25 protein-coding genes are annotated in these 24,554 nt (G+C 31.8%); 13 read left to right on the top strand and 12 right to left on the bottom strand.

From position 1 onward, the window contains the following. Positions 1 to 68 precede the first annotated feature (68 nt). The 4 genes from B0E44_RS11610 to B0E44_RS11595 all read left to right on the top strand — a co-directional run bounded on the left by B0E44_RS11610 (position 69) and on the right by B0E44_RS11595 (position 3,218). Complete coding sequence (locus B0E44_RS11610; RefSeq protein ID WP_077375040.1) at positions 69 to 956, top strand: S9 family peptidase; 888 nt, start codon at positions 69 to 71, stop codon at positions 954 to 956. Between the two features lie 167 nt (positions 957 to 1,123). After that, on the top strand, positions 1,124 to 1,399 hold the full coding sequence (locus tag B0E44_RS11605; RefSeq protein ID WP_077375037.1) for a hypothetical protein: 276 nt from the start codon (positions 1,124 to 1,126) through the stop codon (positions 1,397 to 1,399). 97 nt (positions 1,400 to 1,496) lie between these two features. Then, entirely contained in the window at positions 1,497 to 2,654 is a 1,158-nt protein-coding gene (locus B0E44_RS11600) for a YhcG family protein (protein ID WP_077375034.1), read from the top strand. 57 nt (positions 2,655 to 2,711) lie between these two features. After that, positions 2,712 to 3,218 carry a hypothetical protein gene (locus B0E44_RS11595; RefSeq protein WP_077375031.1) on the top strand — a complete coding sequence of 169 codons (507 nt, stop codon included), beginning with the start codon at positions 2,712 to 2,714 and terminating at the stop codon, positions 3,216 to 3,218. A 251-nt stretch (positions 3,219 to 3,469) separates the two neighbouring features. Here B0E44_RS11595 and B0E44_RS11590 read toward each other — a convergent pair whose 3' ends face one another. The 3 genes from B0E44_RS11590 to B0E44_RS11580 form a co-directional block, all read right to left on the bottom strand. Beyond that, the gene (locus B0E44_RS11590) at positions 3,470 to 4,378 is read right to left on the bottom strand and encodes an Abi family protein (RefSeq protein WP_077375028.1); all 909 of its coding nucleotides are present in this window, start codon (positions 4,376 to 4,378) and stop codon (positions 3,470 to 3,472) included. Positions 4,379 to 4,907: 529 nt separating this feature from the next. Then, a complete protein-coding gene (locus B0E44_RS11585) occupies positions 4,908 to 5,084 on the bottom strand; it encodes a histone H1 (protein WP_077375025.1) in 177 nt (58 codons plus the stop codon). A gap of 147 nt (positions 5,085 to 5,231) precedes the next feature. Beyond that, the gene (locus B0E44_RS11580; protein WP_254423287.1) at positions 5,232 to 6,842 is read right to left on the bottom strand and encodes a helix-turn-helix domain-containing protein; all 1,611 of its coding nucleotides are present in this window, start codon (positions 6,840 to 6,842) and stop codon (positions 5,232 to 5,234) included. A 382-nt stretch (positions 6,843 to 7,224) separates the two neighbouring features. On the opposite strand from B0E44_RS11580, the gene B0E44_RS11575 reads away from it, so the two are divergent. After that, entirely contained in the window at positions 7,225 to 7,428 is a 204-nt protein-coding gene (locus B0E44_RS11575) for a hypothetical protein (RefSeq protein WP_077375019.1), read from the top strand. A gap of 487 nt (positions 7,429 to 7,915) precedes the next feature. On the opposite strand, the gene B0E44_RS11570 is transcribed toward B0E44_RS11575, so the two are convergent. The 4 genes from B0E44_RS11570 to B0E44_RS11555 form a co-directional block, all read right to left on the bottom strand. Further along, positions 7,916 to 8,125: a hypothetical protein gene (locus B0E44_RS11570; protein ID WP_371594757.1), complete on the bottom strand. Its 210-nt coding sequence runs from the start codon at positions 8,123 to 8,125 to the stop codon at positions 7,916 to 7,918. 51 nt (positions 8,126 to 8,176) lie between these two features. Continuing rightward, positions 8,177 to 8,572 (bottom strand): DUF5675 family protein, encoded by a 396-nt coding sequence (locus B0E44_RS11565; RefSeq protein WP_077375016.1) that lies wholly within the window; start codon positions 8,570 to 8,572, stop codon positions 8,177 to 8,179. Position 8,573: 1 nt separating this feature from the next. Beyond that, entirely contained in the window at positions 8,574 to 9,329 is a 756-nt protein-coding gene (locus B0E44_RS11560; protein ID WP_077375013.1) for a hypothetical protein, read from the bottom strand. Positions 9,330 to 9,664: 335 nt separating this feature from the next. Continuing rightward, complete coding sequence (locus B0E44_RS11555) at positions 9,665 to 10,516, bottom strand: hypothetical protein (protein ID WP_077375010.1); 852 nt, start codon at positions 10,514 to 10,516, stop codon at positions 9,665 to 9,667. Between the two features lie 171 nt (positions 10,517 to 10,687). On the opposite strand from B0E44_RS11555, the gene B0E44_RS11550 reads away from it, so the two are divergent. After that, the gene (locus B0E44_RS11550) at positions 10,688 to 11,092 is read left to right on the top strand and encodes a helix-turn-helix domain-containing protein (RefSeq protein WP_077375007.1); all 405 of its coding nucleotides are present in this window, start codon (positions 10,688 to 10,690) and stop codon (positions 11,090 to 11,092) included. Positions 11,093 to 11,358: 266 nt separating this feature from the next. On the opposite strand, the gene B0E44_RS11545 is transcribed toward B0E44_RS11550, so the two are convergent. From B0E44_RS11545 to B0E44_RS11525, 5 genes are all read right to left on the bottom strand, one after another. Continuing rightward, entirely contained in the window at positions 11,359 to 11,751 is a 393-nt protein-coding gene (locus B0E44_RS11545) for a hypothetical protein (protein WP_077375004.1), read from the bottom strand. Between the two features lie 200 nt (positions 11,752 to 11,951). Further along, positions 11,952 to 13,424 (bottom strand): P-loop NTPase fold protein, encoded by a 1,473-nt coding sequence (locus B0E44_RS11540; protein ID WP_124019321.1) that lies wholly within the window; start codon positions 13,422 to 13,424, stop codon positions 11,952 to 11,954. 151 nt (positions 13,425 to 13,575) lie between these two features. Then, positions 13,576 to 15,276 (bottom strand): AIPR family protein, encoded by a 1,701-nt coding sequence (locus B0E44_RS11535; RefSeq protein ID WP_077374997.1) that lies wholly within the window; start codon positions 15,274 to 15,276, stop codon positions 13,576 to 13,578. Positions 15,277 to 15,448: 172 nt separating this feature from the next. Continuing rightward, positions 15,449 to 16,237 carry a hypothetical protein gene (locus tag B0E44_RS11530; RefSeq protein WP_077374994.1) on the bottom strand — a complete coding sequence of 263 codons (789 nt, stop codon included), beginning with the start codon at positions 16,235 to 16,237 and terminating at the stop codon, positions 15,449 to 15,451. A gap of 8 nt (positions 16,238 to 16,245) precedes the next feature. Beyond that, positions 16,246 to 17,235 (bottom strand): hypothetical protein, encoded by a 990-nt coding sequence (locus B0E44_RS11525; RefSeq protein ID WP_077374991.1) that lies wholly within the window; start codon positions 17,233 to 17,235, stop codon positions 16,246 to 16,248. A gap of 733 nt (positions 17,236 to 17,968) precedes the next feature. On the opposite strand from B0E44_RS11525, the gene B0E44_RS11515 reads away from it, so the two are divergent. From B0E44_RS11515 to B0E44_RS11485, 7 genes are all read left to right on the top strand, one after another. Continuing rightward, positions 17,969 to 18,622: a M15 family metallopeptidase gene (locus tag B0E44_RS11515; RefSeq protein ID WP_077374988.1), complete on the top strand. Its 654-nt coding sequence runs from the start codon at positions 17,969 to 17,971 to the stop codon at positions 18,620 to 18,622. 288 nt (positions 18,623 to 18,910) lie between these two features. After that, positions 18,911 to 19,411: a CAP domain-containing protein gene (locus tag B0E44_RS11510; protein ID WP_077374985.1), complete on the top strand. Its 501-nt coding sequence runs from the start codon at positions 18,911 to 18,913 to the stop codon at positions 19,409 to 19,411. A gap of 367 nt (positions 19,412 to 19,778) precedes the next feature. Beyond that, positions 19,779 to 20,264: a histidine phosphatase family protein gene (locus B0E44_RS11505; RefSeq protein WP_077374982.1), complete on the top strand. Its 486-nt coding sequence runs from the start codon at positions 19,779 to 19,781 to the stop codon at positions 20,262 to 20,264. Between the two features lie 7 nt (positions 20,265 to 20,271). Then, positions 20,272 to 22,362, top strand: coding sequence for a polyphosphate kinase 1 (gene ppk1 / locus B0E44_RS11500; RefSeq protein WP_077374979.1), 2,091 nt, complete (start codon positions 20,272 to 20,274; stop codon positions 22,360 to 22,362). A gap of 35 nt (positions 22,363 to 22,397) precedes the next feature. Beyond that, complete coding sequence (locus tag B0E44_RS11495; protein WP_077374976.1) at positions 22,398 to 23,288, top strand: Ppx/GppA phosphatase family protein; 891 nt, start codon at positions 22,398 to 22,400, stop codon at positions 23,286 to 23,288. 35 nt (positions 23,289 to 23,323) lie between these two features. Continuing rightward, on the top strand, positions 23,324 to 23,887 hold the full coding sequence (locus B0E44_RS11490) for a Crp/Fnr family transcriptional regulator (protein ID WP_077374973.1): 564 nt from the start codon (positions 23,324 to 23,326) through the stop codon (positions 23,885 to 23,887). A 57-nt stretch (positions 23,888 to 23,944) separates the two neighbouring features. Further along, positions 23,945 to 24,523 (top strand): NAD(P)H-dependent oxidoreductase, encoded by a 579-nt coding sequence (locus tag B0E44_RS11485; RefSeq protein WP_077374970.1) that lies wholly within the window; start codon positions 23,945 to 23,947, stop codon positions 24,521 to 24,523. Positions 24,524 to 24,554: the final 31 nt, after the last annotated feature.

Below are 24,554 nucleotides of genomic sequence, written 5' to 3'. Positions count from 1 at the left end.
TTTTGTATTTAGGTAAGCAATGCTAGCGAAGATCAGGACAATTCGAAACAATTTTTAATTAAACCACAATGAACATTAACTTATTTCTTTGGCTATTATTAATAAGTTTACCCGAAATGGTATTTTCTCAATCGGACAGCTTTACCATTCAGGATGTAAAGTTTGAAAGTCAGGGCGTCACGCTGAAAGGCTCGATTTTAACGCCTAAAAAAACAGTTGCCGCAGTTGTAATTGTTCATGGGTCTGATCCTGTAAAAAGAGAAATGGAGTTCGCGAAACGTCTTGCCGAAGAAGGTATTGCTGTATTGACTTATGATAAACGCGGAGTTGGAGAATCAGGCGGTGTATATGCAGGACCATCTGTTGGTACGAATAATATTGACACTGCTAATCTTAATTTATTATCTGAGGATGCAGGTGCGGCAGTAAATACATTTCGAACCTATTTGAAAGATAAAAAAACACCAATTGGATTAGTTGGCTTTAGTCAGGCAGGATGGATAATCCCAATTGCTGCAGGCAGAAATCCACAAATAGAATTTATGGTTTTATTTAGCTGCCCTACAATTACAACCCTGGAACAGCTTCGATTTCAGTTTTATACTAATGGGAACAATGATTTTTGGGAAAATCATACAGAATCAGATGCTCGTGAACATACTAAAAATGACCCGGACAAATATCAATTCGTGGCGACTGACCCAAAAATTTCCTTGAATACTCTTTCAATTCCAGGAATTTGGCTTTTTGGTGAGAAAGATATACAGGTTCCAGTAAAGTTGTGTATGGAGCAATTAAATACATTGAAAGCTCAAGGCAAGCCATTCGAATATGCCTTGTTTCCAGCATTAGGACATAATACTGTTTCTGGCAGTAGTACAGCACCAGTTGATATTTCAATTCAATGGATAAAACAGAAAGCTTTGAGCATTCGGAAGTCTAAAGCATCAAAATAAAGCACTGCCTATAACAGCAGTCGCATAAATAATTACAACGAAATCAGTTTTAATACATATTTTTGTAAAAGCAGACCATTGAGTAGCATCGAAGCAGTTATAGCCGCTATTTGACTTTTAAAATGATGGTTTAATCTGCTGAAATTTTGGTAGTAACATAGAATGCAATGGATAAATTAGTCAATGATATAAAGGCTTTAATAGATAATTTCAATACAGCATTGGGACAGCACCTTCCTGCCTTAGAAAAGGAAGTGAACCAAATCATCAGCGAAAAATGTACCGATAAAAATACCATCGAACATTTGCTGGACAGCCTGCTGTCATTGACAATGCACGGTGTTGCTGATGACTTATTGATCAAGTTAGTGGACTATTACAAAACAATTGATCCCGAAGGAGCCCTTTTTTATTGGAATGAGTATGACAGCAAAGAGGAATGAATATAATTTTGAATACCAATTTGCAGCCTAGATACTGACGTTACATTGTCACGACAATTAAGTGAGGCTCATTTCAAGACTTTAAACGGTGTAAAAAATGAATAACGAAATAGAAATCTACAAAGGTTTATTGACCAGCATCAAGAATAGAGTCCGTCAAGGGCAGCTAAAAGTTAATCTTGCTGCCAATGCCGAAATGCTGGCAGCCTATTGGGACATTGGACGGATGATTCATTTGCAGCAGCAGCAAAAAGGGTGGGGGAAAGGCGTCATCCCAAAATTGGCTGTCGATTTAAAGAATGAACTCGCTGAAGTAAAAGGATTTTCGGTAAGAAATATTCAGATGATGGTTCAATTTTTTAATGAATATAAGGAGCTGATTTCAATTGGAAAACTATCCGCTGCCGAATTAGAAAATGATACAAATACGCAGCAGCCCGTTGCGTATTTAGACAATCCCGCAATTGCGCAACTAACAGTTGCGCAATTGCGGGATAACGAAAATCAAGCTAAATTGATTGTATTGGTGGGCTGGACGCAGCACACTATCCTTTTGCAGAAAGTAAAGGATCTGTCTGTACGCTATTGGTATATGCAGCAAATTTTGGAACAGGGCTGGAGTCGTGATACTTTGGTGGCACAAATCAAAAGCAGGATTCACGAACGCCAAGGCACATTAGTTCACAATTTTGACGATACGCTTACCAATGCCCATTCGCTTTGGGCAAAGCAAACCTTTAAAGATCCTTATGTTTTTGACTTTATTACACTGGCAACTGAGTTTTCCGAAAGAGAATTAGAGCTGGAATTGGTCAAACATGTCGAGAAATTTCTATTGGAACTCGGTGCGGGTTTTGCCTTTGTGGGACGGCAGTACAAACTGGAAGTGAGCGGCAAAGATTTTCAGCTCGACCTGCTTTTTTACCACCTCAAAATGCGCTGCTTTGTAGTAATCGATTTAAAAAAAGGTGATTTTATACCGGAATATGCAGGCAAAATGAACTTTTACTGCTCGGCTGTCGACGATCTATTAAAACACGAAACCGATAAACCTACCATAGGACTGATTTTATGCAAAGGTAAAGACAAAATTTTTGCCGAATATGCGTTGCGTGACCTAAACAAACCCATTGGCGTATCAGAATACGAACTCACACAAATGCTGCCTGACGACCTAAAATCGAGTTTGCCAAGTATTGAAGACATTGAAAAAGAATTTTTTGAACCATGCAGCTCATCCGAAAGCAAAAATTAAACAGGACAAGCCAACTTATATAGCACCAATGTGTACACTAAACTTAAAAAAAACATAATGGAAAAATATCTACGACAATTAATTTCAATAGAATTTGATGATATAAAAGATATCTTTAGCGGTTTTCTTATCGATTGGACTGAAGATTGGATTTTACTGAAAAACAATCCTGTTGATTTTATAATTGATGGTTATACAATATTAAAAAATAAAAATGTAAAGTCAATTATTCAAGACAAGGATCATGAATTTACTGAAAGAGTAATTAAACTTAAAGGGTTGAAAACAAGCGCGGAAGAAATAATTCCACTTAAAGATTTGCCTTCAATTTTATATTTTCTGGCGGACAAATATGAGATTTTTCAGATTGCAAAAAAATCAAATAAAGCTGTCTATCTTGGCAAACTCATAGAACTAAATGAGGAAGAGCTGGTAATAGATTTTTTAGGAACCGAAGGGGAGTTTGAAGGCGAAATGAGTTTTAAGCTAAACAAAATAAGAGTTATAGAATTTGATACAGATTATATCAATTCCCTGAAACTAATTGTTGCCAAAGAAAAGTAAAAGATCTTGATTGGACTTTGCTCCAAACAGTAAAGATTGAGTTTTATAAATAGGAAGTAGGACAATTAAAAAATCCCTCCAGGAAAACTGCTATTCGAGGTCTTTGAACCTCAAACTATTTATAGTTGTCCCAAACCTAATGCGAGTGATTTAATTTATTAACAGGCAATGAGAAATCTAGTTTTTCTGAAAAGAAAAACTAATATAGATTTGTAAAACAATATTATTTAAATTCAAACAAGTCTTACGTCTTATTTTTTAGCCCATAAAGGTTCTTTATACCAATTGTTTTTCATTCCCAAAGCATTAGGGTCAACATTAGGATACTTTTCAAATAATTCATAAAGCTTTTCAGCAAATGAATTTTCTGGTTGTATAATATTTAAAAAATATTTCATCAAACATAGGTGAACATATAACTTTTGAAATTCATGCTGTTTTGGCACATCAGCTATCCATGGGTTAGGCGGCGTACTCAATAATTTTGGATTCCCTGGTAAATTTCTGTTCCACAAACGAGAATGATGAGCGCAATAATTTCGTATCTGGGCAATTGATTGTAACCAACTAGGTAAGTAAGTATGGTTGACTGCTCCATATTCTTTGGCGATAATATCTTTAGAACTTACAGTATGTTTGAGGTTTCCATACAATTTAGATAAAGCTCCAAAACTAGTCTGCTCCAATGATTTCCAAGCGGGAGGAAAGCGCAAATCATCCTTATGCTTCCTATAATGATTCTTTATACTATCATCTTTAGTCCGCTCAAGCTCTTCTTCAAGACTGGATAAGGTTTTCACTAAAGCTTTACTATCATTAAATAAATCAAAATTCTGGAACCACCAAGGACTTATCTCATGCGATAAATGGTAAATAAGTTTTGTGCGTAAGCTTATTTCAATTTTTTCAATAACATCAAATAAAAGTATTTTTAGTTCTCCATCAAAGCAATATAGAGCAATAACATCTTCAAATTTACTGTTTTCTTTAAAAATATGTTGTTCCTTATCAGACTGCATAGAATACCAATACTCTCCCAATCGATAATAACTAATATGCGAAAGATAGTGAGCAACTATGTCTCTATCCTTTATCGTTAGTCCTCTTTTAATTAATTGGTCTATTTGCTCGTCAATGGTTGTCGGTTTTTTCTCAAACATAATATAAAAATATACCCTGCTAATCTACAATAAAAATGTAGCTAAAGCAGGGTTAAACTATAATTTTAAAACCTTTATAAAGCAAAAGACACACCCTGGGACGCTGTGTCTTTAATAAAAAAGACCTATCGCGTGGTGTGTACTGTTACTACAAAAGTACAACTAAATACCTATTTACCAAATAAAAGAATATTATTTAGCATTATTTTAATAACGAGCTAATTACTCAACGCTATAAATGACGGGTAAATTGGTTAAATAAAATTTATCTTTTTTTACGGAAAGCAAATCAATTTAATAACCTATTATCTTTTATGAAAATTGATACCGTTAGCCTATGTGCTCCGTTATTCCACAGAATTATAAATCACCGCATTTCAAGTGAGTACGAATATAGATAGTGTATGGATAATACTTGGATAATGTATAGTCCGTTTTAAATTCGTGATAATAAAATCAGAACTCAAAGTGAAAGGGTGCGGCCAAAAAAAAAACCCTTTGATTTTTCAAAGGGCTGTAAATTGAAATCTTATTTTTTCGATTCTTCAACAGAAACTTTTCTAAACTCTTTTAAAAGTTTTTCAAGTTCCAAAGTTGATTTACGGGCTCTTGGCCCAGCAGCTTTCACACCTTTTTCAATAAGTGATTCAGATTCTGTTTTGAATGTTTCGAATTCAGCGTTGATTTTTGCAACTAAATCTTTCATAATATTTTCGTATTAAATTAGCCTGCAAAAATAGAAGTTTACAAATACGACAGAAGTAATTTGTTGTTAAAATTGCTGAAATTGGATCAACATTTAATTTCATATCGGGGGAAAAAGCAAGCTGCTTTTTCTAAAGTGCTGATGCAGTTAAGATTGCTTTTTTCGTAGTTCTTCCATAAAATAAGTGGTGGGCATACCTGTTTTTGCTAAAAAAGCATTGGCAAAGCGCTGTGTACTGCTAAAACCTGCTTCCTCAGCCAAGGATCCGTTGGTGTAATGCTTGTATTTGGGCTCATTGTGCAGTAGTGAAATAATATAGTCAATACGAAGATCATTAATATATTCCACAAAACGTTTATCCCTGTAATGAAAAATGATAGCTGATAAATACTTGGAGTTAGAATTGAATGATGCGGAAAGTGTACCTAGATTCCAATCTTTATCTAAAAATTTTTTATCCCTCTCAAATTTTTCCAATTGTTTTAAAGTTGTAGCTACAGTGTCCGCGTTTATGTCGAGAATTTGCGATTTTTCAATTCTAATTTTTGGCTTATTTTCATTATTATTTAACTGATTCATCAGTTCCCCAAATTTCTTTTTATAAAGGCTTCTATTTTTAAAGTGGCGATAGGTCATAAAGACTATTATTAGAAATGATAGTAATATAACTCCTGCCGAGATGAAATCATTATTTTTCTTATGAGCAAGCTCTCCCTTTATTTTTTCTTTTTCAGATATTAATTCTTTAGTATCATATTCTTTATAAATCTTTCCGATTAAGTATTTGTTAGTTTCGGTAAGAAGTGTGTCAGCCTTCAACAACTGGTCTACATTATACAATTGCGAATTTAAATTCTTTTTGGTTTTGTAGTAAGTAATCAATAGTTCATATACTTGACGAAGATCGGGTCGCAAATAATTCTTTTCTTCAAAAATTTTATCAACCCTTTGAAAATAGGACAGTGCTTTGTTTTTTTGATTTAATGACCAGTAGCTTTTACCGATATAAAAATTACCAATTGATTCATTTGCAAAATCTTTATTTTCTTTTATTTCTTCAAGAGAAGATTGGATGTTTTTGATTGACGTATCATAATTTTTTTTATAATATTCATTTATTCCTTCTGAATGATTAAAGTAAGGAATCATTTCCTTGATTTCTAATCGGTTGCATTCAGACAGTCCTAATGCGTTGGTTTCAGAACAGCGGCCATAATCCCCGATTTTATTATAGCATAATCCAAGAGAGTGCAAGGAGTTTAAGTAGGGTCTGGGTTGGCTGTCTTTGTAATAGGCCACGCATTCTTTCAATAATGAAATTGCTTCATCATAAAAACCAATATAGAGCTTAATTAGCGCAATGTGATATTTTACTTTATGGATTTGGTAGTTGTCGTTGGTCTTAGAAATAAAGCGGTTTGCAATTAGATAATTGTCCATTGCTTCGATTTGCTGTTTTTGCCCGTAATAAACAATACCTTTTGAAAGATAAGCTGATCCAATTATAGCATCTTCATTTGTTTTTTTTGCTGCAAGAATCATACTGTCCGCATAGATTAGGCGCAATTTATCTGGTGACTGATGCAGTATGTTTTGGTATGCGTTTGTAACTTCTTTCCAATTGTGCTCTCTTTTAGCCTTGTGTAAATAAGCAAATAAATAAACTGAAGCTTTTGTGCTGTCTTTTCTCAGCTCATATAATTTTTCATCCAGATAGTCATAGCTCTTATTTTTTAAAGAGTCAATAGCTAAGTACATGTTTTTTTGCCCTGTGATAAATTGAGATATTAATATGAAAAATAAAAGCAGGTGATTTCGATTCATGATAAGTCGCAGGTTTAGTGAGTAAATGGCTCTGTAAAAATATCCATGCAAGCCTCTAAAGATTGTGAGTAAAATTTTACGAAGCAGAAATCAAAAATAATATAAACATTTTAATTGTAGTGTTTTATTTATAAAAAAGAGGTGTTAATTTCCAAGAAATCCATACTTATTATCGTGGAAAACCATATTTATAATGTTGTGGAAGATTTTTTCAGAGGGTAAGTTTGTCATGAATTCAAAAGCAAAAAGTGCTGTATATTGAGACTGCACCAGTTGAATTTTGAATTTTCATAAAAACAACATCATAAGAAAGGATATGAAAATAGAGCAGAAAAGGGTGTGTATCTACCCAAAAGACGTTCAAAGAATTACAGGTAAAAGTTACCGATATGCAAGATTACTGCTGATTGACATAAAAAAACAGTTGAAAAAACAAGAACATCAATTCATAAGTATTGAAGAGTTTTGTTTATATACTGGTTTAAAGTTAGAACAGGTACTGCCCCTGATTGTTGGATAACTTGATTCATTTTTATATTGTTTATTCTGTACATATTTTATCATATTACGTTCTTTTTTAGATACTTTTTTTGCTTTAACTATAGCTTTTGTTCAATACCTGAAAATTTAAATAATTCAAATCATTAGCAGTGTGCATTTATAGAATCGTCATAAAAAAATTGTGATTACTAACTATCTTATTTTTACTTTAAGTAAAGATTTTTAATATATTGAATAGCATTGAATTAGTTTGTTATTTTATAGTTGAATTTAGAACAAAAAGAGTCCAGACCTTTTGATCTGGACTCTTAAAACAAAACTCATACTCATAACCCAATCGGTTTCATTTTTTTTCCCTTCGAACCAGTTTTTTGAGCAGTATTGTAATAGCGAAACTGACAATTGCACCGACCATAGCCAGAACAATAGTTTTCAGAATGTCTTCTGAATGCAAATTCGGTAATACACTCAAAAAAGTGCCACTGGCAGTCCCTACTAGCGGACTGTTACTCGTTTGCATCTGGTTTCGAATTAGAGTCGGTAGTTAGCTGACTAACTGCTGATAATACGCTGCCTCCGACTGCTAGATAACCGCCAAGCGTAACTACAGTCAAGGGCAAAACTATGGGAGCAGCAACAATACTGCCACCAACAGCAGCTAAAACTACTCCAATATTGCGCAGTACTTTAAAAAATTTGGGTGTAGGAGCTTTCACTCGTTTGATAATATTCATATTTTTTCGATTTTTTGAAATTCCCATAAGGAATCAAGATTGAACTAGTAATAAAACACTCTCTTTCTCGTCCAGTTGACAATAAACCAAGTTTTTAAGCTTTGTAAAGGCTTTTTTTGATTGAAGTCCTAATCCGGAGCCGGAAAGTTGGCTAACGGGAGCAATGCAGCCCAGTAGTTCTTTTAAGGCATTATTTGCGGGATGAAACAGAATCAAACTTCTGTTGGGAACATCAATAATTTCCAAATGCCAACCAAATCGAGAACTGTAGCGCTTTTCTAAAAAGTATTCCCCCTCCGGAATACAAGAAACTTTACACAGGTTATCCTTCCAAGGCAATTCAATCGTCTTGCAGATTATTTTGTCCTTATAGACAAGTGTCCCATTAGTTCCTTCGGGGAAATATGTTCTGGTTAACACCAAAACCATCCTATAAGCCACTTACAGTTACCATAGCCAATGGATTATAAGATCCATTTTTCAAGGTGTACATTTTTCCATTGACTTCTTGGTAAAATTCCAACCCTAAAACCAAAAAAAGTGGTTTAGTACTATTTGGCGTTACCATATTGGTATGTGTAATGGTTGCAGTTGGCACCATATCCCATGATAATATTGCAGTTTCCGAATGGGATTCGACAAATGTTTCCGATTCAAAATCAACTTCAGTTCCGGCCGAAATGATTTTAAAATGTGTTGTCCCCGCTGGGGCTGCAATCATATTAGCAGGTACAAAAGGAGCAAGGTCAACCGTAATTGCACCAGTAACACGGTCAATAGTTCCCTCATAGGTGGCAAACAAACAGGATCCCAATGTCGCATTAATATTAAATTCGAAACCGATTAATAATTCAGCTTCTCCATCAATTACGTTTCGTAATCCGCGTGCACTGGTGCTGTCGGCCTGAATCACTTTCATCATCGATTGTGTCAATCGGCTGACCATTTTGCTGTCTGCGGAATTCAAAAGTAAAGTGCGTATCGACGCTCTCAATATTTTACCTGCCTTTCCTGCTCTTCCAAATTCAGAACCATTTTCTCTGGTGCGCTGAAAAGCTGGATCGTTAGCAATTCGTTTGGCATCAACGCCTCCTTTTTCTCGTGCGATATGACCATCCTTAGTTTTGTAAAAAGTAATATCCCCGATAGTACCTCTTAATTTAATTATACCTTTTTGCTGAGCCATAATTTTTGTTTATTATAATGTTGATATATAAAATGTTTAGGTACATTTCTTCAAACCTTATAAAACCAATTTCGATGCATCTAAAAGCGGATTTATAGTACAAAGCTTTAACTATTTTAAAGAATATCAAAGAACAGGGGTTCAGGAAGGACCAAAAGGGACTATTAAGACCATATAGGCCTATTTTGACAATGCGAAAATGATTCGGTGCTAACCCGTCCTCCTTTATTTCTATCGCCGTTCTCCATCTAGCAATTCTTTTTATGTTAGAGCATCAAAATGATAAGAGGTAAAATGCTTAAATTCTTCGAGGGTTTTAATTTAACTAGACATGACTACTGCTTTTTAGGTTCAAGATTTTCCAGGCGTTCCAATTCTGATTCTATGAGTCCATAGGCTCTTTCATAGAAAAGATTACACCTTTTCTCCAGAAGTTCTGTATGCAAAAAACTGGATGTTTTCAGACTCGCCCAACGAAGGGAACTAGGATGTATTTTTAATAAATCAAACATCCTTTTGTCTTCCTCCGTTGTTCTCGGAAAGATCTCAGATGGGAGGGAAGTGAATATTTCACAGAGATCAAAAAGAAAAGTCAGTGAAAAGTGATTGGGCTGATACCCCAAAAAAGCATCAATAAGCCCTAGACAAATTTGTTCTACAGCAATGTGCAACATCGATTCCTGAATTAGTTCGGTGTCAAATCCATCAATTTGGTTTTCACTTTCCAGAAAAGTTTTTGCAATTATATTTCTGTTTTTCCAATGAGAGCGAATTAAGTCAACTTTGCGTTTTGGAATACCATCAAAAGCGATGTTTGGAGGAACATTAACATGTTCATAAATTGTCTGAGATTTAGTTAACGCCTCATAAAAGAAGGATAATTTATGGGAAGTGAGATGACGTACCGATGTTGATTTATGCAATAGCAAAGTTGCTGTATAACGACCTTCCGTTTTGGCCTTTATAATATCACTAATGTCGGCTGCTGCATTGATTTTGTTTTCATTGGTTAAAATCAACAGATAAAAGTGGGTGTGCTCTTGTTGTTTGGAAGTCGATTCCCAAAATGGGTTTTGAATAGCCTGAATTTGCTTTTTTTCTCCAAAACAGTAAATTCCGCTAGTACTGATATTTTCAATAATAATAGAGCTAAGTAATTGTAATCCGGTGTTGTCAATTGCTTTCATAATTTTGCTTTTTTTAGTGAAACATGTCTGAAAAATTGTATTTTTGTTTAATACACAGCAAGTAAGTAATAGATTGTAGCGTACCGAACTATTCAAAATTGTATCGCACAAAAGCAAGCTTGTTTTTTACCAAGACCTATATTTTTAAAGAATTTTAAATATCTTTGAGCTATGAACACAGTAACAAAACCAAGGCACATAGGCCGAAATATCAGCCGCATAAGAGAACTAAAAGGTATGAAACAGGACGCATTGGCTAATGCAATTGGTGTAAGCCAACAGTCTGTTTCTAATATTGAAGCAAGTGAAACAATTGATGATGAAAAACTACAGGCGATTGCCGAAGTGTTAGGTGTTTCTGCTGAGGGAATAAGAAATTTTTCAGAAGAAGCAGTTTTGAATATTATTGGGAATACATATCATGTAGATAATTCTTCAGCAGTAAATTATGGTTGTACTTTTAATCCTTTGGATAAATTGATGCAAGCACATGAAGAACAAATAAAACTTTATGAACGTTTGGTTCAAGCTGAAAAAGAAAAAGTGGAATATTTAGAGAAGCTATTGAAAAAATAGAACTGCTAATTTTTATTAAAAAAACAAAAGAAGAGACTTGAAATACAGTCTCTTCTTTTTGTTTTGGGAGTGATGGTTTGGAGTAACGTTCTGGTACCGCAGCTGGCTTGGGGTTAAATTAAGCTCATTATTCAGAATTGCCATCCGAGCGATAGCGAATAGACGAAGTAAATCTTCCCAAATGCCAAACCAACTTACTATTAAGCCAATTGCCCAAATCCGTTGTTGTAGCTGTTATGCACAGTCCTTTAATTTTGTCTTTATTACTATTTCCAATAACTTTCTAATACTGCTATTATTGAAGAAAGTTGTTTGGCTTCAGCGTCTTTAGTTTTTTTATCTTTAGGAATTTCTAACATATTAGCAAGATTTGTATATTCAGTAGTTGTGAATCTCAAATTATCTCCTAAAGTTCTATCTTCTAATAAAACCAAACTGGATTCGTTTATCATTCTTTCAGAAAGCCCACCATTTTTATATATAATTTCAGAAGAATCACGACCAATTAAAACTTCTGCAAAAGTTGAATTTTCACCTTCTAATGTCGCAATTAAACGGCCATTATCATTTAATTGATCAACAGTTACTGATTTCACTACTCTAGCTTTAATTAAAGAACTTATTGAAGTCTGTACCAAATTTTTGAATTCTTTTTTCATTTAATATTTATAATTTGTAGAGTTAGGCTATTGAATTCTGTGTTTTTTTATAGGATTGTACATAACGTTCCCGCGCTACAAGCAGTTTGGGAGTAAATTAAGCCCATTCTTCGGATTTGCCAAATCTGCCAAATACAAAACCAATTTCAAATTTAGCCTAATACCCAAATTGCTTGTAGCGTGTGTTAGTGGCTGGCTTTTTATAAGAATGTTTTTATGAGATTCTTTAATGACATAAAAGATGTTTTATTTTGACTTTTACTCAATAATATTTGAACGTCGAAAGAAGAAATATATTTATAAAATAAATAATCAATATATTTTTCTTTTACTGTCATTTCGATAATCCTTCTTGGTTGAAGAGAGTTGATGTTAAATCTCTCGACATTAACTGGTGAAAGGCAAACAAAGAAAGAACGTTCAGCTTGTAGTTTTAATCCTTGATTTGTTAAATTTCTTTGAGCTATATTTTCAAAAAATTCCAAACTAAAATTTGTTTCAATAGCATCTTTAATAGCTGTAAGCGTATTTGGATTATTTTCGTTTACTTTAAAATAGACTTCTTTTTTTTGTTCAAAGTTTAAGAAAGAATCGAATTCATTTTGATAAAATTCATGTAATATTATTAAATACAAAATAAGAATTGTTTCTAAAAAACCCTTCTCTTCGTTATTTTGGAGATCAATATTAGGAATGTTTTTGTTGCTGTTTACATCCATTTTCGCAAATGCTCGAAGCATTTGGAATTTATTTAGCACCTTTTTTATACGTCTAGGATTTGTAAATTCTAAAGATTCAAAAAAATTATTAATCCACATATTAATTCCCATTTCAGTTTCGCCTAATGAATAACAGGTTTCATCAAAATATTGATTAATAAGTTTTTGTAAGTCATATTTTTCAGGCATTGAAAAAGAAATATCAAAAATTTTCTCCAGGTATTCATTTGCTTTTACTACTTTCCCATACTTTGTTTTTACTGCTGCTTCAACAGCACTCTTATCTACACCACAAAAAAATATAGTCTTTTTCCCTAATGTAAAAAAAAGTTTTATTGCGGAAATTAAGTTTAAGACTTGTTGTGGTTCACATCTATCTAAGTCGTCAATAAATACAATATTATGACTAGGTCGACCTTGGCGCGTCATTAGATCTTCCAATCTTTGAAACTCTAATTTAAATTTTTTAATTGCTTCGTAAAATGTTAGCTCTTCATTTTTGGAAATTTCTTCGACGAATGCTGAAGGATCTAACTCTAAAGCAGGTCCATTGGGAAATAGTGGGATATTTAATTTTATAGATTTCCCCAACCCCCTTAGTATTCTTCCGCCATATTTAAGAACATCATCAGCAAATTCTTCTGTCAAATCTTTTGTTTCATAAGTCAAGTATTCCAAAAGTGAAAAAGATAAGTTTTCATCTTTTTCAAATTCCCATGCTTCAAAGAAAAAAGTATTGTATTCTTGAGAAAGCTCTTTTTGGAGAAATTTCATTAAAGAACTTTTTCCGCTACCCCAATTGCCATACAACGAAAACATTTTAATATTCTCAGAGTTGTTTTTCGACCCCTTCAGAAAGTCTTTTATAAGCGTTGCTTTATCTAGAATTCCAAGAAAATCTGTTTCAGAATTTAAATTTTCAATTGGTGTATTAGGTAGTAATTTGTTCGTCATTGTCGTTTTTTTTTGCTTGCCACTAACGTTATACCACTTTGAGATGGCTGGAAATTCGTAACCTTTCAGTTTTCGGCTTAACGAAAACTTGATGCGAAACGACAATTCCACTAAACTCCAACTAGCTCAAAATGGCTGTTATAGGCAGTACTTATTTGAAATACAGTTTTTTTATGTTTTCCACAAGTTTATTAGATTTTGATAATTCAGTGCTATCCAAATCTAAATCCAAGGAGTCAATTTTTTGAATTACATTTTTCAACTTTTGATCAAAATTTGCTTTAATATTAAAATGTTTAATTAAGTCCGTGCAATATTTGTCAATCTTGTTTGCTTCAAATTTAGGAAACTCTAAATTATATTCTAAACGTAGCATCATCAAAATAAAGTATCGTATTTTTTTATATTTTTTATCAATTTTATTTGCTCGGAATCTACTATCTAATCTATTATAAATAAGAGCAGCAGTATAATAAGGATATAATTTGTGGGTATCAAGAAATAATTGTTTACCAAATTCATTGAATAGTGCTCCAAAATATCTTGTTGCTAGTTGCGGTTTTAAGAAATAAAAACTTCCCATTGTTTTAATTAAAGTAGACTTATCAATTATTAATTTCGCATCTGTAGAAGTTCCATTATATTGCTTTGACCTTCTTTCATAAAACAATTTGTCTGGGTCGCTAAATGTCTTAAAGAAATCTTCTAATTTCTTTTGGAAATCTGAATATGCTAATAAATCTTCTTCTTTAACTTCAGTCTGTCGATTTGTTGAACGAATAATCTTAGAGATTAAATTCTCATCTTCAGTTACAATAAGTTTGAGAGTTACAAAAACTTTATCATCTATAAATTCTTTAGAATCTGATAAGACTCTAGATGTTTGTAAACCATTTATTATTTGATAGTTTGTAATAGTAACATTATCACGAGACGACACCAGCTTTTCTGCGATAATTGTAATTCCATTATTTAAAACGGAAAATGCATACTTTAAGTTTTCATCAGAGATTGTATTCTTAATTTCTTTATTAATCTTATTGAAACCTTGGAAATCCCTAACATTGTCATAAAAAATTGAAGAAATTAATTCCGAATCTTCTTCAATTAAATCAATAATTGTTTTTGCAGGCACAACACCAATGTAAGCCTCCTTAACTTTGTCAATATCAGGGATTAAAGTTTTCTGACTAAATGCAAAGGTTCTTGATATTTTTTGCCCAATCTTCTTATAATCTGATTGCAAACTATTATAATCAAAAAAGTGAAAATCAACTTTATTAAAGACTCTTTGTTCTCTAACATTTTTTAAAATCCGTTCTCTCTCTGCTTCAGTATTATTATCATTAAGATATTCTCCTAATGTGCAATAAAAAATTTGACAAGATGGATTTGTTTCTAAATCATTAGCACGATTAGTTAAATGCTTAAATAGGTTTATAAAATTCTTTGCGTTTTCGTTCCAAGAATATTTTTGTGCGATTGAAACGAAATCTTCAATAGAATTTCCAAACGAGCTAATTTCTTTCACATCGAAACTACTAGATGTTTTTGCTTGAATGAAAAACACTTCAGCTGTAGGTTTAGAATTATTGTCTATTATTTCATCTAAATCTTCAATAGAAGTAATTAAATGTTTGTTTATCAGGATAGCAAAACCATCTAATCCAAAGGTTCCATTAACTCCTATGTTTACAACGCTAAGAGCATCTTCATCTAATCTATCTTCTAATTTTTTCTCTAGTATTATGTAATTTACAAAATGTTCAAATAAATCACTTTCTTGAACATCTTCATAATCAAATTTAGATTGAAAATCTTTTAACAAACTTTGGGTAATTCTATCGATCATAGTTTATAATTGTGGTTGGTTAGTAAGTATTGCCTATAACGTTCCCTCGTTACAAGCAGTTTGGGATTAAATTAGGCCCATTATTCGAATTTGCCAAATCTCCCAAATACAAACCAATTTTTCCATTAGGCCTAATACCCAAATTGCTTGTAGCGTGTGTTAGCACAAGGCGTTATTGTATTAGTTTGATTTTTCGTGCTTTCCATTTTTCAGAAATCTTAGTGTTATTTTTGTTAAATATTGCGGAATCAAGATTTGTATTTGCCCAAGCTTTTATACTATAGTATTCCATAATGGGAATAAGGAGTTTAGGAATGTCATTTTCATTTATGCTTTTGTTACCTAAATTGGTTAATTCAATCTTAAATCGTTCATTTATTTCTGACACATTTAGGTAGTATATAAGCATGACAATGAATTCAGAAATAAGGGTAAGTGGAATACTTATTTCAAAGAGTAATCTTACAATGTCACTGCCGTTTTTAGAAAATATAGATAATAAAAATGGAACACTTAATACAATTAAAATTATTAAGTTTTTATACAACATTAATTTCAAAGTATTTTCAGTGTGAAATGAACTTTCATACGAATTTAAAGTAAGTTTTTTTATGCCATTCTGAGTTTCCTCATTATTGTAATAACCAACTGTATTCTCATCAGAATAATTAGTACCAAAAGAATTATCAATCAGGTCGTTTCTTTTACGTTTTTCAACATTATGAAAAAGAATTCGTGATATTAAATTTATAATTAAATAGCATACCATTGATACATAACTAATTACTTTTGCAATTTCTTTTACATCATCATATTTACTATTTATTTCATTATCAAAAAATTTTGGTAAAACCCAATTTATCATAATAAGAAATGCAGATACTAAAAGTAATATAAAAGAACTTTTTTCAAGTTTTCTAATTTGATCGTAAGTTGTGTCAAATGGAACAAATCTAGTCATATTTATTATTAATTGTATGGAGGAAAATCATTTCCGAATATTTCCTTCCATTTGTTAATTGCAGAATTTTGGTTTTTATCTTCAGTTTCTAATCGATAAGCTTCATACCCTTTTTCATATGAGTCTTTAGCCCTTTCAAAAATTTTATTTTTATCTTCAAACGACAATTGATTTATGTTTGAATCAATACCTTTTGGGTCATTTACATTGTTATAAACTGCCGTTTTTAAATAACTCCAAAAATTAATTAGGTTAATATCAATATGTTTTGATAGTTCACTTTTGCTTTCCACAAAATTTAGAACAAAATTTTCAAATAGAAATGAACTCATCGTTGGCATTTTTGCTCTTCTATTCCAATATTTAAGAGTTCTTACAAGTTGATGAATAGAATAATTATAATTTTTATTTAGGTTAGTTATGTACTCATCATCTAAAGCTGGATTTGTTGCTTTCCAATTACCTTTACCATCAGGTATTAAATAAAAGCCATTTTTTGTATAAAATGCAGGTACAATGTCAAAAGTCCAATCATATGAGGTCAAATTTAATGTTGCAGCTTCTTGCCTCCTGTGTATTTTAGCAGATTTATATTGCGAAATATTGGATAAGCTAGAAACGAATTTGTTTACAACTTTTATTGAATTTAATTTATTATTATCAGATAGATTTTTAAGCCTGTCTCCCGAATTTTCTGTATGTATATAATATGTTTTGGGTTGAAGAAAACTTTCAGAGTAGTGTGCGCTATCTGCGTGTAAACAATAAATAACATCTATGTCATCTAGTTCACGTATTTTTGTATTTCTTGAGAATGAGCCGTACTTTATATGTCTTTCTATGTATTTTAAAGGAAAGCTTTCGTCATTGATTGGAAAATTATTTAACTGTGTAAACAGCCAATCGCGACTACTACGAGCGGTCTTAGTTTTTTCTGAATCAAGATTTACGAAATCTCTATTAAACTCTATAAATGCTGAATCTACTGTTTTAGCCATTCTATTAATTTTCTATTAATTTCTCAAATTAACAAATTAAAAATCGGTTTTTAAATGCGGGATTTTCCTCACGCTTGGCGCTAACTAATATTTAGGTCTGATTTTGTCTAACCTGTACAACCAAATATGGAGGGATAGGTCTGATTAGTGAACGCCTTTATTGCTTAGCTAAAATAGACAAAAAAACTTATAAATCTTCAAAAGGACTTTTTATTTTTTGGATACTTTTCGTACTTACATGGGGGTACATTTCTGTTGTTCTTTTGCTATTAAGTCCCAATAAATCTTGCATAAAACGCAAATCAGACCTCATTCTAGTTGTGACTACCTAACCCCAAATCAGGCTCATTTGCAATCAGAGAAATTGAAGAAGCGATGGAAGAATTATAATAAAAAATTTAACTATGAAAAAGTAGTTGTATAGTAAGTTTAGGATTAAAAATTATAGTTGTATAACTATATTAGGATTTATTTAATAACATGTATAGTTATTTTAGGACGGGACAGGACGGGACATAGTGTATGGATAATGTATGGATAATGTATGAATAGTGTATGAATAAAGTATTATATCAATTGAGTGCATAGCAGGAGGCATGATGGGGCCTATAAGCCATAGCAGTGCGTTCACAAAAAGCCTTATAATCTTTTGATTATGGGGCTTTTCTGTTTTTAGATAGATTTGTTTTCTAAACCTTTTAAATTTTCCTATTTTTATGGAAATTTTTCTCTCATGACTTCTTATCTCAAGGCCTTATTCATTTTTCTATTTTTTCTAGAACTTACTACTTGCTATTCACAAACTGCAGTAAAGAGTTTAGTACCTATGGTTGCAGTTAATGACACCACCTTTGTAAACTTAAAGAACTATAGCCAAGATTTCGTGTATGATATGAAGTATGCCACTGAAGATAATTTTTTGAAATCTAAAGTATATGATTGTTCCGAATGTTATTTGCGGTATAAAACTGTAAAAGCGCTGATTTTGGCCAACCAAAGGTTTATGAAGAAAGGTTTTAAAATAAAACTTTTTGATTGTTATAGGCCTTTGGATATTCAAAAAAAAATGTGGGCAATAGTTTCGGATCCACAGTATGTTGCAAACCCAAGCAAAGGCTCAATACATAATAGAGGAGGTGCTGTAGATATTACTCTAGTAGATTTTGACGACAAAGAATTGGATATGGGAACTTCGTTTGATTTTTTTGGTAAAGAAGCGAGTCATGGTTTTCGCGGTTTATCTAAAGAAATTCTGAACAATAGAAATCTATTAAAAAAAATTATGATTAAAGAGCATTTTAATTCTTTCGATTCCGAATGGTGGCATTATAATTTGAAAGCTGGTTTAAATGATTCTGTTTCCAATTTTAAATGGGAATGTAAATAGGTTTTTTTATTATTTTAAAACTTCTTTTTATTGTCTTCTTGCCTTTAAGAAGGTATAAAGAGGTTTGTTAAAACTGTTTTTTCTTGCTTAAAGTTAAAATTGTTAACTATCTAAAGGCTTGGTAATTGCGTTAATTGTAAGAATTGGATTTAAAATAAATACAAAATATGCATTTCATCGATTATTTTTGGTATTTAAACGAATTAATTGTTTATTTGAAATGAAATATTTTAATGATAACTAAAGTTTTTTGCCCCACAATCTACTTTAAATTTAATCTGACACCCTATGAAAACAATATTATTTCGCTTTATAATAACTGGATTTATTTTTGCAGTTTTATCATCATGTTCATCTGAAGATAATTCGAATGAAGCACAGGCAAAATTACCAGTAATTACAGTTTATGAATACAGTCCGTTAGAATTGGAAACCATGGCATTAATAAATAATTATAGAGTAAGTATTGGCTTAAATGCTTTGGAAAAAATAAATCACGTATCCTATAAGTCAGAAGAACATGATGAGTATATGATAGAAAATAATGTGGTTAACCATGATTATTTTGTAGCTCGATCAGAAAATATAATCAAAGCATTGGGTGCGTTAAGAGTAAGTGAGAATATTGCTTACAATTATAATAGTGCAAAAGGCGCATTTGATGCCTGGATGAATAGTCCTAGCCATAGAGAAAATATAGAAGGTAATTTTTCTCATTTTGGATTAGCCATAAGAGAAAATCCAACAAATGGAAGGAAATATTATACAAATATTTTTGTAAAGATGTAAGTTTAGTTAGTATTTTAGTTGGATAGCTGTCATTTTATTGGCAGCTTTTTTTTTGAAAAATATTTCAAAAAGTAGAATTCAAAAAACAATTTTGCAATTTTAAGTTAGAGAGAATAATTAATAATCCATATTATATTACTTAAATTTTCTGTGAATTATATTAAAAAACAGGTCTTGACTTCAGATGAATAAAAATTAAAATAGATAATCTAAAGTTTTTTTGTAAATTGTAACTCCCTAAAGAATTTGTAATTCAATTTATCTGATTGAAATCTAACCTGAATAAATAACAGCAATTTCCTGAATTTAAATCATTGTTTTTTGTTTTGATTTTTTTTGTATTGTAAAAAATAAAAAGTTGTATTGTATGAAAAATTTAATTTTAATTCGGCATGCAAAGTCTAGTTGGGAAGCACCTTTACACGATAAAGACAGACCGTTAACTTCACAAGGAATGCAAAGTGCCCATTTAGTTTCTTCGCATGCTATCAAATATTTGCCCAAAACGTTTTGTATTTGGAGCAGTACAGCAGAAAGAGCTACGGAAACTGCAATAATTTTTGCTCAAAATATAAATTTTCCATTGGAGAGCATTCTGTATAAGGATGAACTATATACTTTCGATGAAAGAAAATTGGAAAAAGTTATCAAATCCTATAGTAATGGTTATGATAGTATAATTATATTCGGACATAACGAGGCTATTACAAATTTTGTTAATAAATTTGGGGATGTTTACATTGATAATGTTCCTACAGCTGGATTTGTTCATATAGAATTTGATAATGAAAGTTGGGACGCTATTAATAAAGGCAAGACAAAAAAAGTAATATTCCCCAGAGATTTAAAATAAATAAAAAGTGTTTGAACATAGATATATTGATAGAGAGAAAAGCTGGTTGGCTTTTAATGCTCGAGTTTTACAAGAGGCAGCTGATGATTCAGTTCCATTATTAGACAGATTAAGGTTTCTAGGGATTTTTTCCAATAATTTAGATGAATTTTTTAGAGTTCGATTTGCTGCGATAAGACGGTTAAGTTTGAGTGGTATTTCTGGCGAGAAATATTTTGGTGGAGTCACTGCGCAACAGTTGATTAAAGATATAACTGAAATTGTTATCGAACAGCAATCCGAAAGTTTAAGAATTCTAAATAATATTGAAGAACAATTAGGAACCGAAAATATTTTTATCATTCATGAAAATGACATTAATAAAGAGCAAGAAGCATTTTTAAAAGATTTTTTTATACAAAAATTGAGTCCAGAACTCGTTACCATTATATTAAATGATTTAGCAGAATTCCCTGTTCTCAAAGATTCATTGGGATATTTGGCCGTAAAGCTAGTGATGAAAAAAAACCTAGAAGTTCGTTACGCCATTATTGAGATTCCTAAAATGATCAATCGCTTCGTTGTATTACCTTCTCCAAGTGAAAAACAATATGTAATTCTGATTGACGATGTTATCAGAATGCATTTGAGCAGTATTTTTAATATTTTCAATTACGAAAGTGTTTCTGCGCATATGATAAAAATAACGAGAGATGCTCAATTGGATATTGATAGTGATTTGAGTAAGAGTATGCTCGAAAAAATATCAACCAGTGTAAAAGACAGAAGAATAGGGGAGCCCGTTCGATTTATTTATGATCAGGAGATTGACAAGGATACTCTCAAATTTTTTCTGGATAAAATGAATATTGATGCTACGGACAGTATTATTCCAGGTGGAAGATATCATAATAGGAGGGATTATATGGATTTCCCAAATCTTGGCAGATTTGATTTATTGTATAAAAAGAATGATCCTCTACCAATTCCTGGATTAAGTCTTGAAGGCAGTATTTTGGAAAAAATTGCCGAAAAGGATTACCTGTTGAATGCACCATATCAATCTTTTGCTTACTTAATAAAATTTTTGCGTGAAGCTGCTTTGGATCCTAAAGTAACTTCAATCAAAATTACTTTATATCGATTGGCCAAAAACTCTCAAATCATTAGTTCTTTGATTAATGCTGCCAAAAATGGAAAAAAAGTAATTGTTCAAATAGAATTGCAAGCCCGATTTGATGAAGCTTCCAATATATCTTATTCTGAACAAATGCAAACTGAAGGTATCGAACTTATTTTTGGAATAAAAGGATTGAAAGTTCACAGTAAAGTTTGTGTAATCGAAAGAATGGAGAAAAACAAAATTAAAAGATACGGATTCATTTCAACTGGGAACTTTAATGAGACTACAGCAAAAATTTATACGGATGTAACACTTTTTACGTGTCATCCGCAAATATTAAAAGACATATCAAAAATATTTGAATTTTTTGATATCAATTATAAAGTTCAGCGTTATAAACACCTTATAGTTTCTCCTCAATATACCAGACATCGTTTTGTTAAATTAATTGACCGAGAAATTGCACACGCAATAGCTGGCAGAAAAACTTTCATGAAATTAAAAATGAATAGTTTATCTGATTTGGCTATGATTGACAAATTATATGAAGCAAGTAACGCTGGCGTAAAAATTCAATTGGAAGTAAGAGGTATTTGTTCATTGATTCCCGGAGTTAAAGGATTAAGCGAAAATATTGAAGCTATTAGTATAGTTGATAACTATTTGGAACATTCAAGAGTTTATATTTTTGGGAATGCTGGATTTACTGAAGTTTATATTTCCTCAGCCGATTTCATGACCCGAAATATAGATGCAAGAGTCGAAGTAACCTGCCCAATTTATGATCAAGAAATAAAAAATGAACTGATTGATAATTTTGATATCGGTTGGAAAGGAAATGTAAAAGCGAGATATCATTCTTATAAACTAGATAATAAGTATAGAGTAAGGAATGATAATCCAATTTTTAGAGCCCAGCTGGAAACCTATAAATATTATCAACGAAAAGTTGAATTGATAGAAGAATTAAAAGAAGATCAAATAACGCAAGAATAGAAATATTCTAAACCATAAATCGCATCCTAGAGAACATGATTAAAATTAAAAAATATGCTGCTATTGATATTGGGTCGAATGCCATGCGTTTATTAATCACCAATATTGTAGAAGAAGAAGGTAAAGAAACACAATTCAATAAGAGTTCATTAGTGCGTGTGCCTATTCGTTTGGGACAAGACGCTTTTACTGTTGGAGAAATTTCTCCTGAAAATATCGAACGAATGATTGATGCCATGAAAGCATTCAATTTGTTAATGAAAGTACACAAAGTAGAAAGATATATGGCATTTGCAACTTCGGCAATGCGTGAAGCTTATAATGCAAAAGAAGTGGTAGCTTTAATAAAAAAGAAAGCGGACATTAAAATAGAAATTATTGACGGCAAAAAAGAAGCAGCCATAATCGCTTCTACAGATTTACATCATTTATTAAAAACTGACGAAACCTATTTGTTTGTTGATGTTGGTGGTGGTAGTACTGAATTCACATTATTTTCTAACGGGAAAATGGTGAATTCTAGATCTTTCAAAGCGGGAACTGTTCGATTATTGAACGAAATGGTTTGTGATGTAGTTTGGGATGAAATTGAAAAATGGATTAAAACTAATACTGCCGATTATGAAGAGGTTACCTTAATTGGATCTGGTGGTAATATTAATAAATTATTCAAAATGTCTGGTAAAGTTCAGGAGAAACCATTATCATACATTTATATAAACTCTCAATATGCTTATTTGAGTTCGCTGTCCTATGAACAGAGAATTTCTCAATTGGGTTTAAACCCCGATCGTGCTGACGTAATTGTTCCGGCAACCCGCATTTATCTGAACGCTATGAAATGGAGTGGAGCAAGACAAATTTATGTTCCAAAAATTGGACTTTCAGATGGGATTGTAAAGGCGATGTACTATGGAAAAATCTAATTTTACCAAATAAAATTAAACAGAATTAATTAAGGATGGTAGAAGTTTTTCAATATTTATTTCAGTTAAATTCAGAAGAATGTCTGCTGCTAAATAACTTAATCAGTTACAGAAAAATTAAAAAATGGGATTTTTTAATTTCCGAGAATCAAGTCTGTAATGAAATTGTATTCGTGAAATCCGGAATTATGCGATCTTTTTTTATTAATTCAAAAGAAGATGAAATAACAAATTGTTTCACTTTTAAGAATGAGTTCATGACTGCTTTTTCAAGTTTCATTACACAAAGTCCAACCGATGAAAACATTCAGGCGATTACTGATTGTGAATTGGAAGTGATTGATAAAACAGCTGTCGAAAAACTTTTCAATTCTAGTTTCAGATGGGCTGATATTGGCAGAAAAATTGCCGAAAATGAAGTTGTCAATCTACATAACCGCATTTCATCTCTACAAAAAAAATCTTCAATGGAACGATATGAAGAGCTGTTTGTTAACCATCAAAAATACATTCAATACATTCCGCTTAATTATTTAGCATCCTACTTAGGAGTTTCTGCAAGGCATTTAAGCCGAATTAGACAAGCTGTTGTATTTTAGGACATTTGTCCTGTTTTATTAAATCAGCATAAGATATTTTTGATAAAAATAATTTTTATGAAAAATATACTGATAATAAACGGACATCCCAATCCTGCAAGCTATAATTTTGCTTTAACGGAATCCTATAAAAATGGAGCTTTGGAAGCAAAAGCAAATGTTGAAACCATTGTCATTGCGGACTTAAAATTCAATCCTAATTTAGCTTATGGTTACCAAAAAAGAATAGATCTAGAACCCGATTTGGCAGAAGCTTGGGAAAAACTAACAAAAGCTGATCATTTGGTTTGGATTCATCCCGTTTGGTGGGGCGGTCTACCTGCTATTACCAAAGGATTTATTGATAGGCTTTTTTTACCTGGAATGGCTTTTCAATATCGAGAAAATTCTGTTTGGTGGAACAAATTATTGAAAGGAAAAACGGCTCATATCATAACCACACTAGATCAGCCAAGGTGGTATTATTTTTTGTTTTATTCAAAACCGAGTGTCAATCAATTAAAAAAGGCAACATTAGAATTTTGCGGTGTTAAACCGGTTAAAGTCACTTATGTTGGAATCATAAAAACATCTGATGAAAAACAACGTGAAAAATGGCTGCATAAAATTTTTCAATTAGGGAAACAGCTAAAATAGATTAATTTGAATTTAAAAGGCCCAAACTAAT

This window comes from Flavobacterium sp. A45, from assembly GCF_002001005.1.
In the GTDB taxonomy this organism is placed as follows: Bacteria; Bacteroidota; Bacteroidia; order Flavobacteriales; family Flavobacteriaceae; genus Flavobacterium.
The sequence above is the reverse complement of the archived record's forward strand: the minus strand, read 5'-3'. Positions and strand labels throughout refer to the sequence as shown.

Coding starts and splice junctions, on each gene's coding strand:
- B0E44_RS11555 (WP_077375010.1), bottom strand. CDS start 10,516: ATGAAAGCAATTGACAACACCGGATTACAATTACTTAGCTCTATTATT.
- B0E44_RS11540 (WP_124019321.1), bottom strand. CDS start 13,424: ATGACGAACAAATTACTACCTAATACACCAATTGAAAATTTAAATTCT.
- B0E44_RS11560 (WP_077375013.1), bottom strand. CDS start 9,329: ATGGCTCAGCAAAAAGGTATAATTAAATTAAGAGGTACTATCGGGGAT.
- B0E44_RS11550 (WP_077375007.1), top strand. CDS start 10,688: ATGAACACAGTAACAAAACCAAGGCACATAGGCCGAAATATCAGCCGC.
- B0E44_RS11530 (WP_077374994.1), bottom strand. CDS start 16,237: ATGACTAGATTTGTTCCATTTGACACAACTTACGATCAAATTAGAAAA.
- B0E44_RS11575 (WP_077375019.1), top strand. CDS start 7,225: ATGAAAATAGAGCAGAAAAGGGTGTGTATCTACCCAAAAGACGTTCAA.
- B0E44_RS11600 (WP_077375034.1), top strand. CDS start 1,497: ATGAATAACGAAATAGAAATCTACAAAGGTTTATTGACCAGCATCAAG.
- B0E44_RS11585 (WP_077375025.1), bottom strand. CDS start 5,084: ATGAAAGATTTAGTTGCAAAAATCAACGCTGAATTCGAAACATTCAAA.
- B0E44_RS11485 (WP_077374970.1), top strand. CDS start 23,945: ATGAAAAATATACTGATAATAAACGGACATCCCAATCCTGCAAGCTAT.
- B0E44_RS11545 (WP_077375004.1), bottom strand. CDS start 11,751: ATGAAAAAAGAATTCAAAAATTTGGTACAGACTTCAATAAGTTCTTTA.
- B0E44_RS11490 (WP_077374973.1), top strand. CDS start 23,324: ATGGTAGAAGTTTTTCAATATTTATTTCAGTTAAATTCAGAAGAATGT.
- B0E44_RS11580 (WP_254423287.1), bottom strand. CDS start 6,842: ATGTACTTAGCTATTGACTCTTTAAAAAATAAGAGCTATGACTATCTG.
- B0E44_RS11525 (WP_077374991.1), bottom strand. CDS start 17,235: ATGGCTAAAACAGTAGATTCAGCATTTATAGAGTTTAATAGAGATTTC.
- B0E44_RS11495 (WP_077374976.1), top strand. CDS start 22,398: ATGATTAAAATTAAAAAATATGCTGCTATTGATATTGGGTCGAATGCC.
- B0E44_RS11595 (WP_077375031.1), top strand. CDS start 2,712: ATGGAAAAATATCTACGACAATTAATTTCAATAGAATTTGATGATATA.
- B0E44_RS11535 (WP_077374997.1), bottom strand. CDS start 15,276: ATGATCGATAGAATTACCCAAAGTTTGTTAAAAGATTTTCAATCTAAA.
- B0E44_RS11510 (WP_077374985.1), top strand. CDS start 18,911: ATGAAAACAATATTATTTCGCTTTATAATAACTGGATTTATTTTTGCA.
- B0E44_RS11565 (WP_077375016.1), bottom strand. CDS start 8,572: ATGGTTTTGGTGTTAACCAGAACATATTTCCCCGAAGGAACTAATGGG.
- B0E44_RS11610 (WP_077375040.1), top strand. CDS start 69: ATGAACATTAACTTATTTCTTTGGCTATTATTAATAAGTTTACCCGAA.
- B0E44_RS11605 (WP_077375037.1), top strand. CDS start 1,124: ATGGATAAATTAGTCAATGATATAAAGGCTTTAATAGATAATTTCAAT.
- B0E44_RS11515 (WP_077374988.1), top strand. CDS start 17,969: ATGACTTCTTATCTCAAGGCCTTATTCATTTTTCTATTTTTTCTAGAA.
- B0E44_RS11590 (WP_077375028.1), bottom strand. CDS start 4,378: ATGTTTGAGAAAAAACCGACAACCATTGACGAGCAAATAGACCAATTA.
- B0E44_RS11505 (WP_077374982.1), top strand. CDS start 19,779: ATGAAAAATTTAATTTTAATTCGGCATGCAAAGTCTAGTTGGGAAGCA.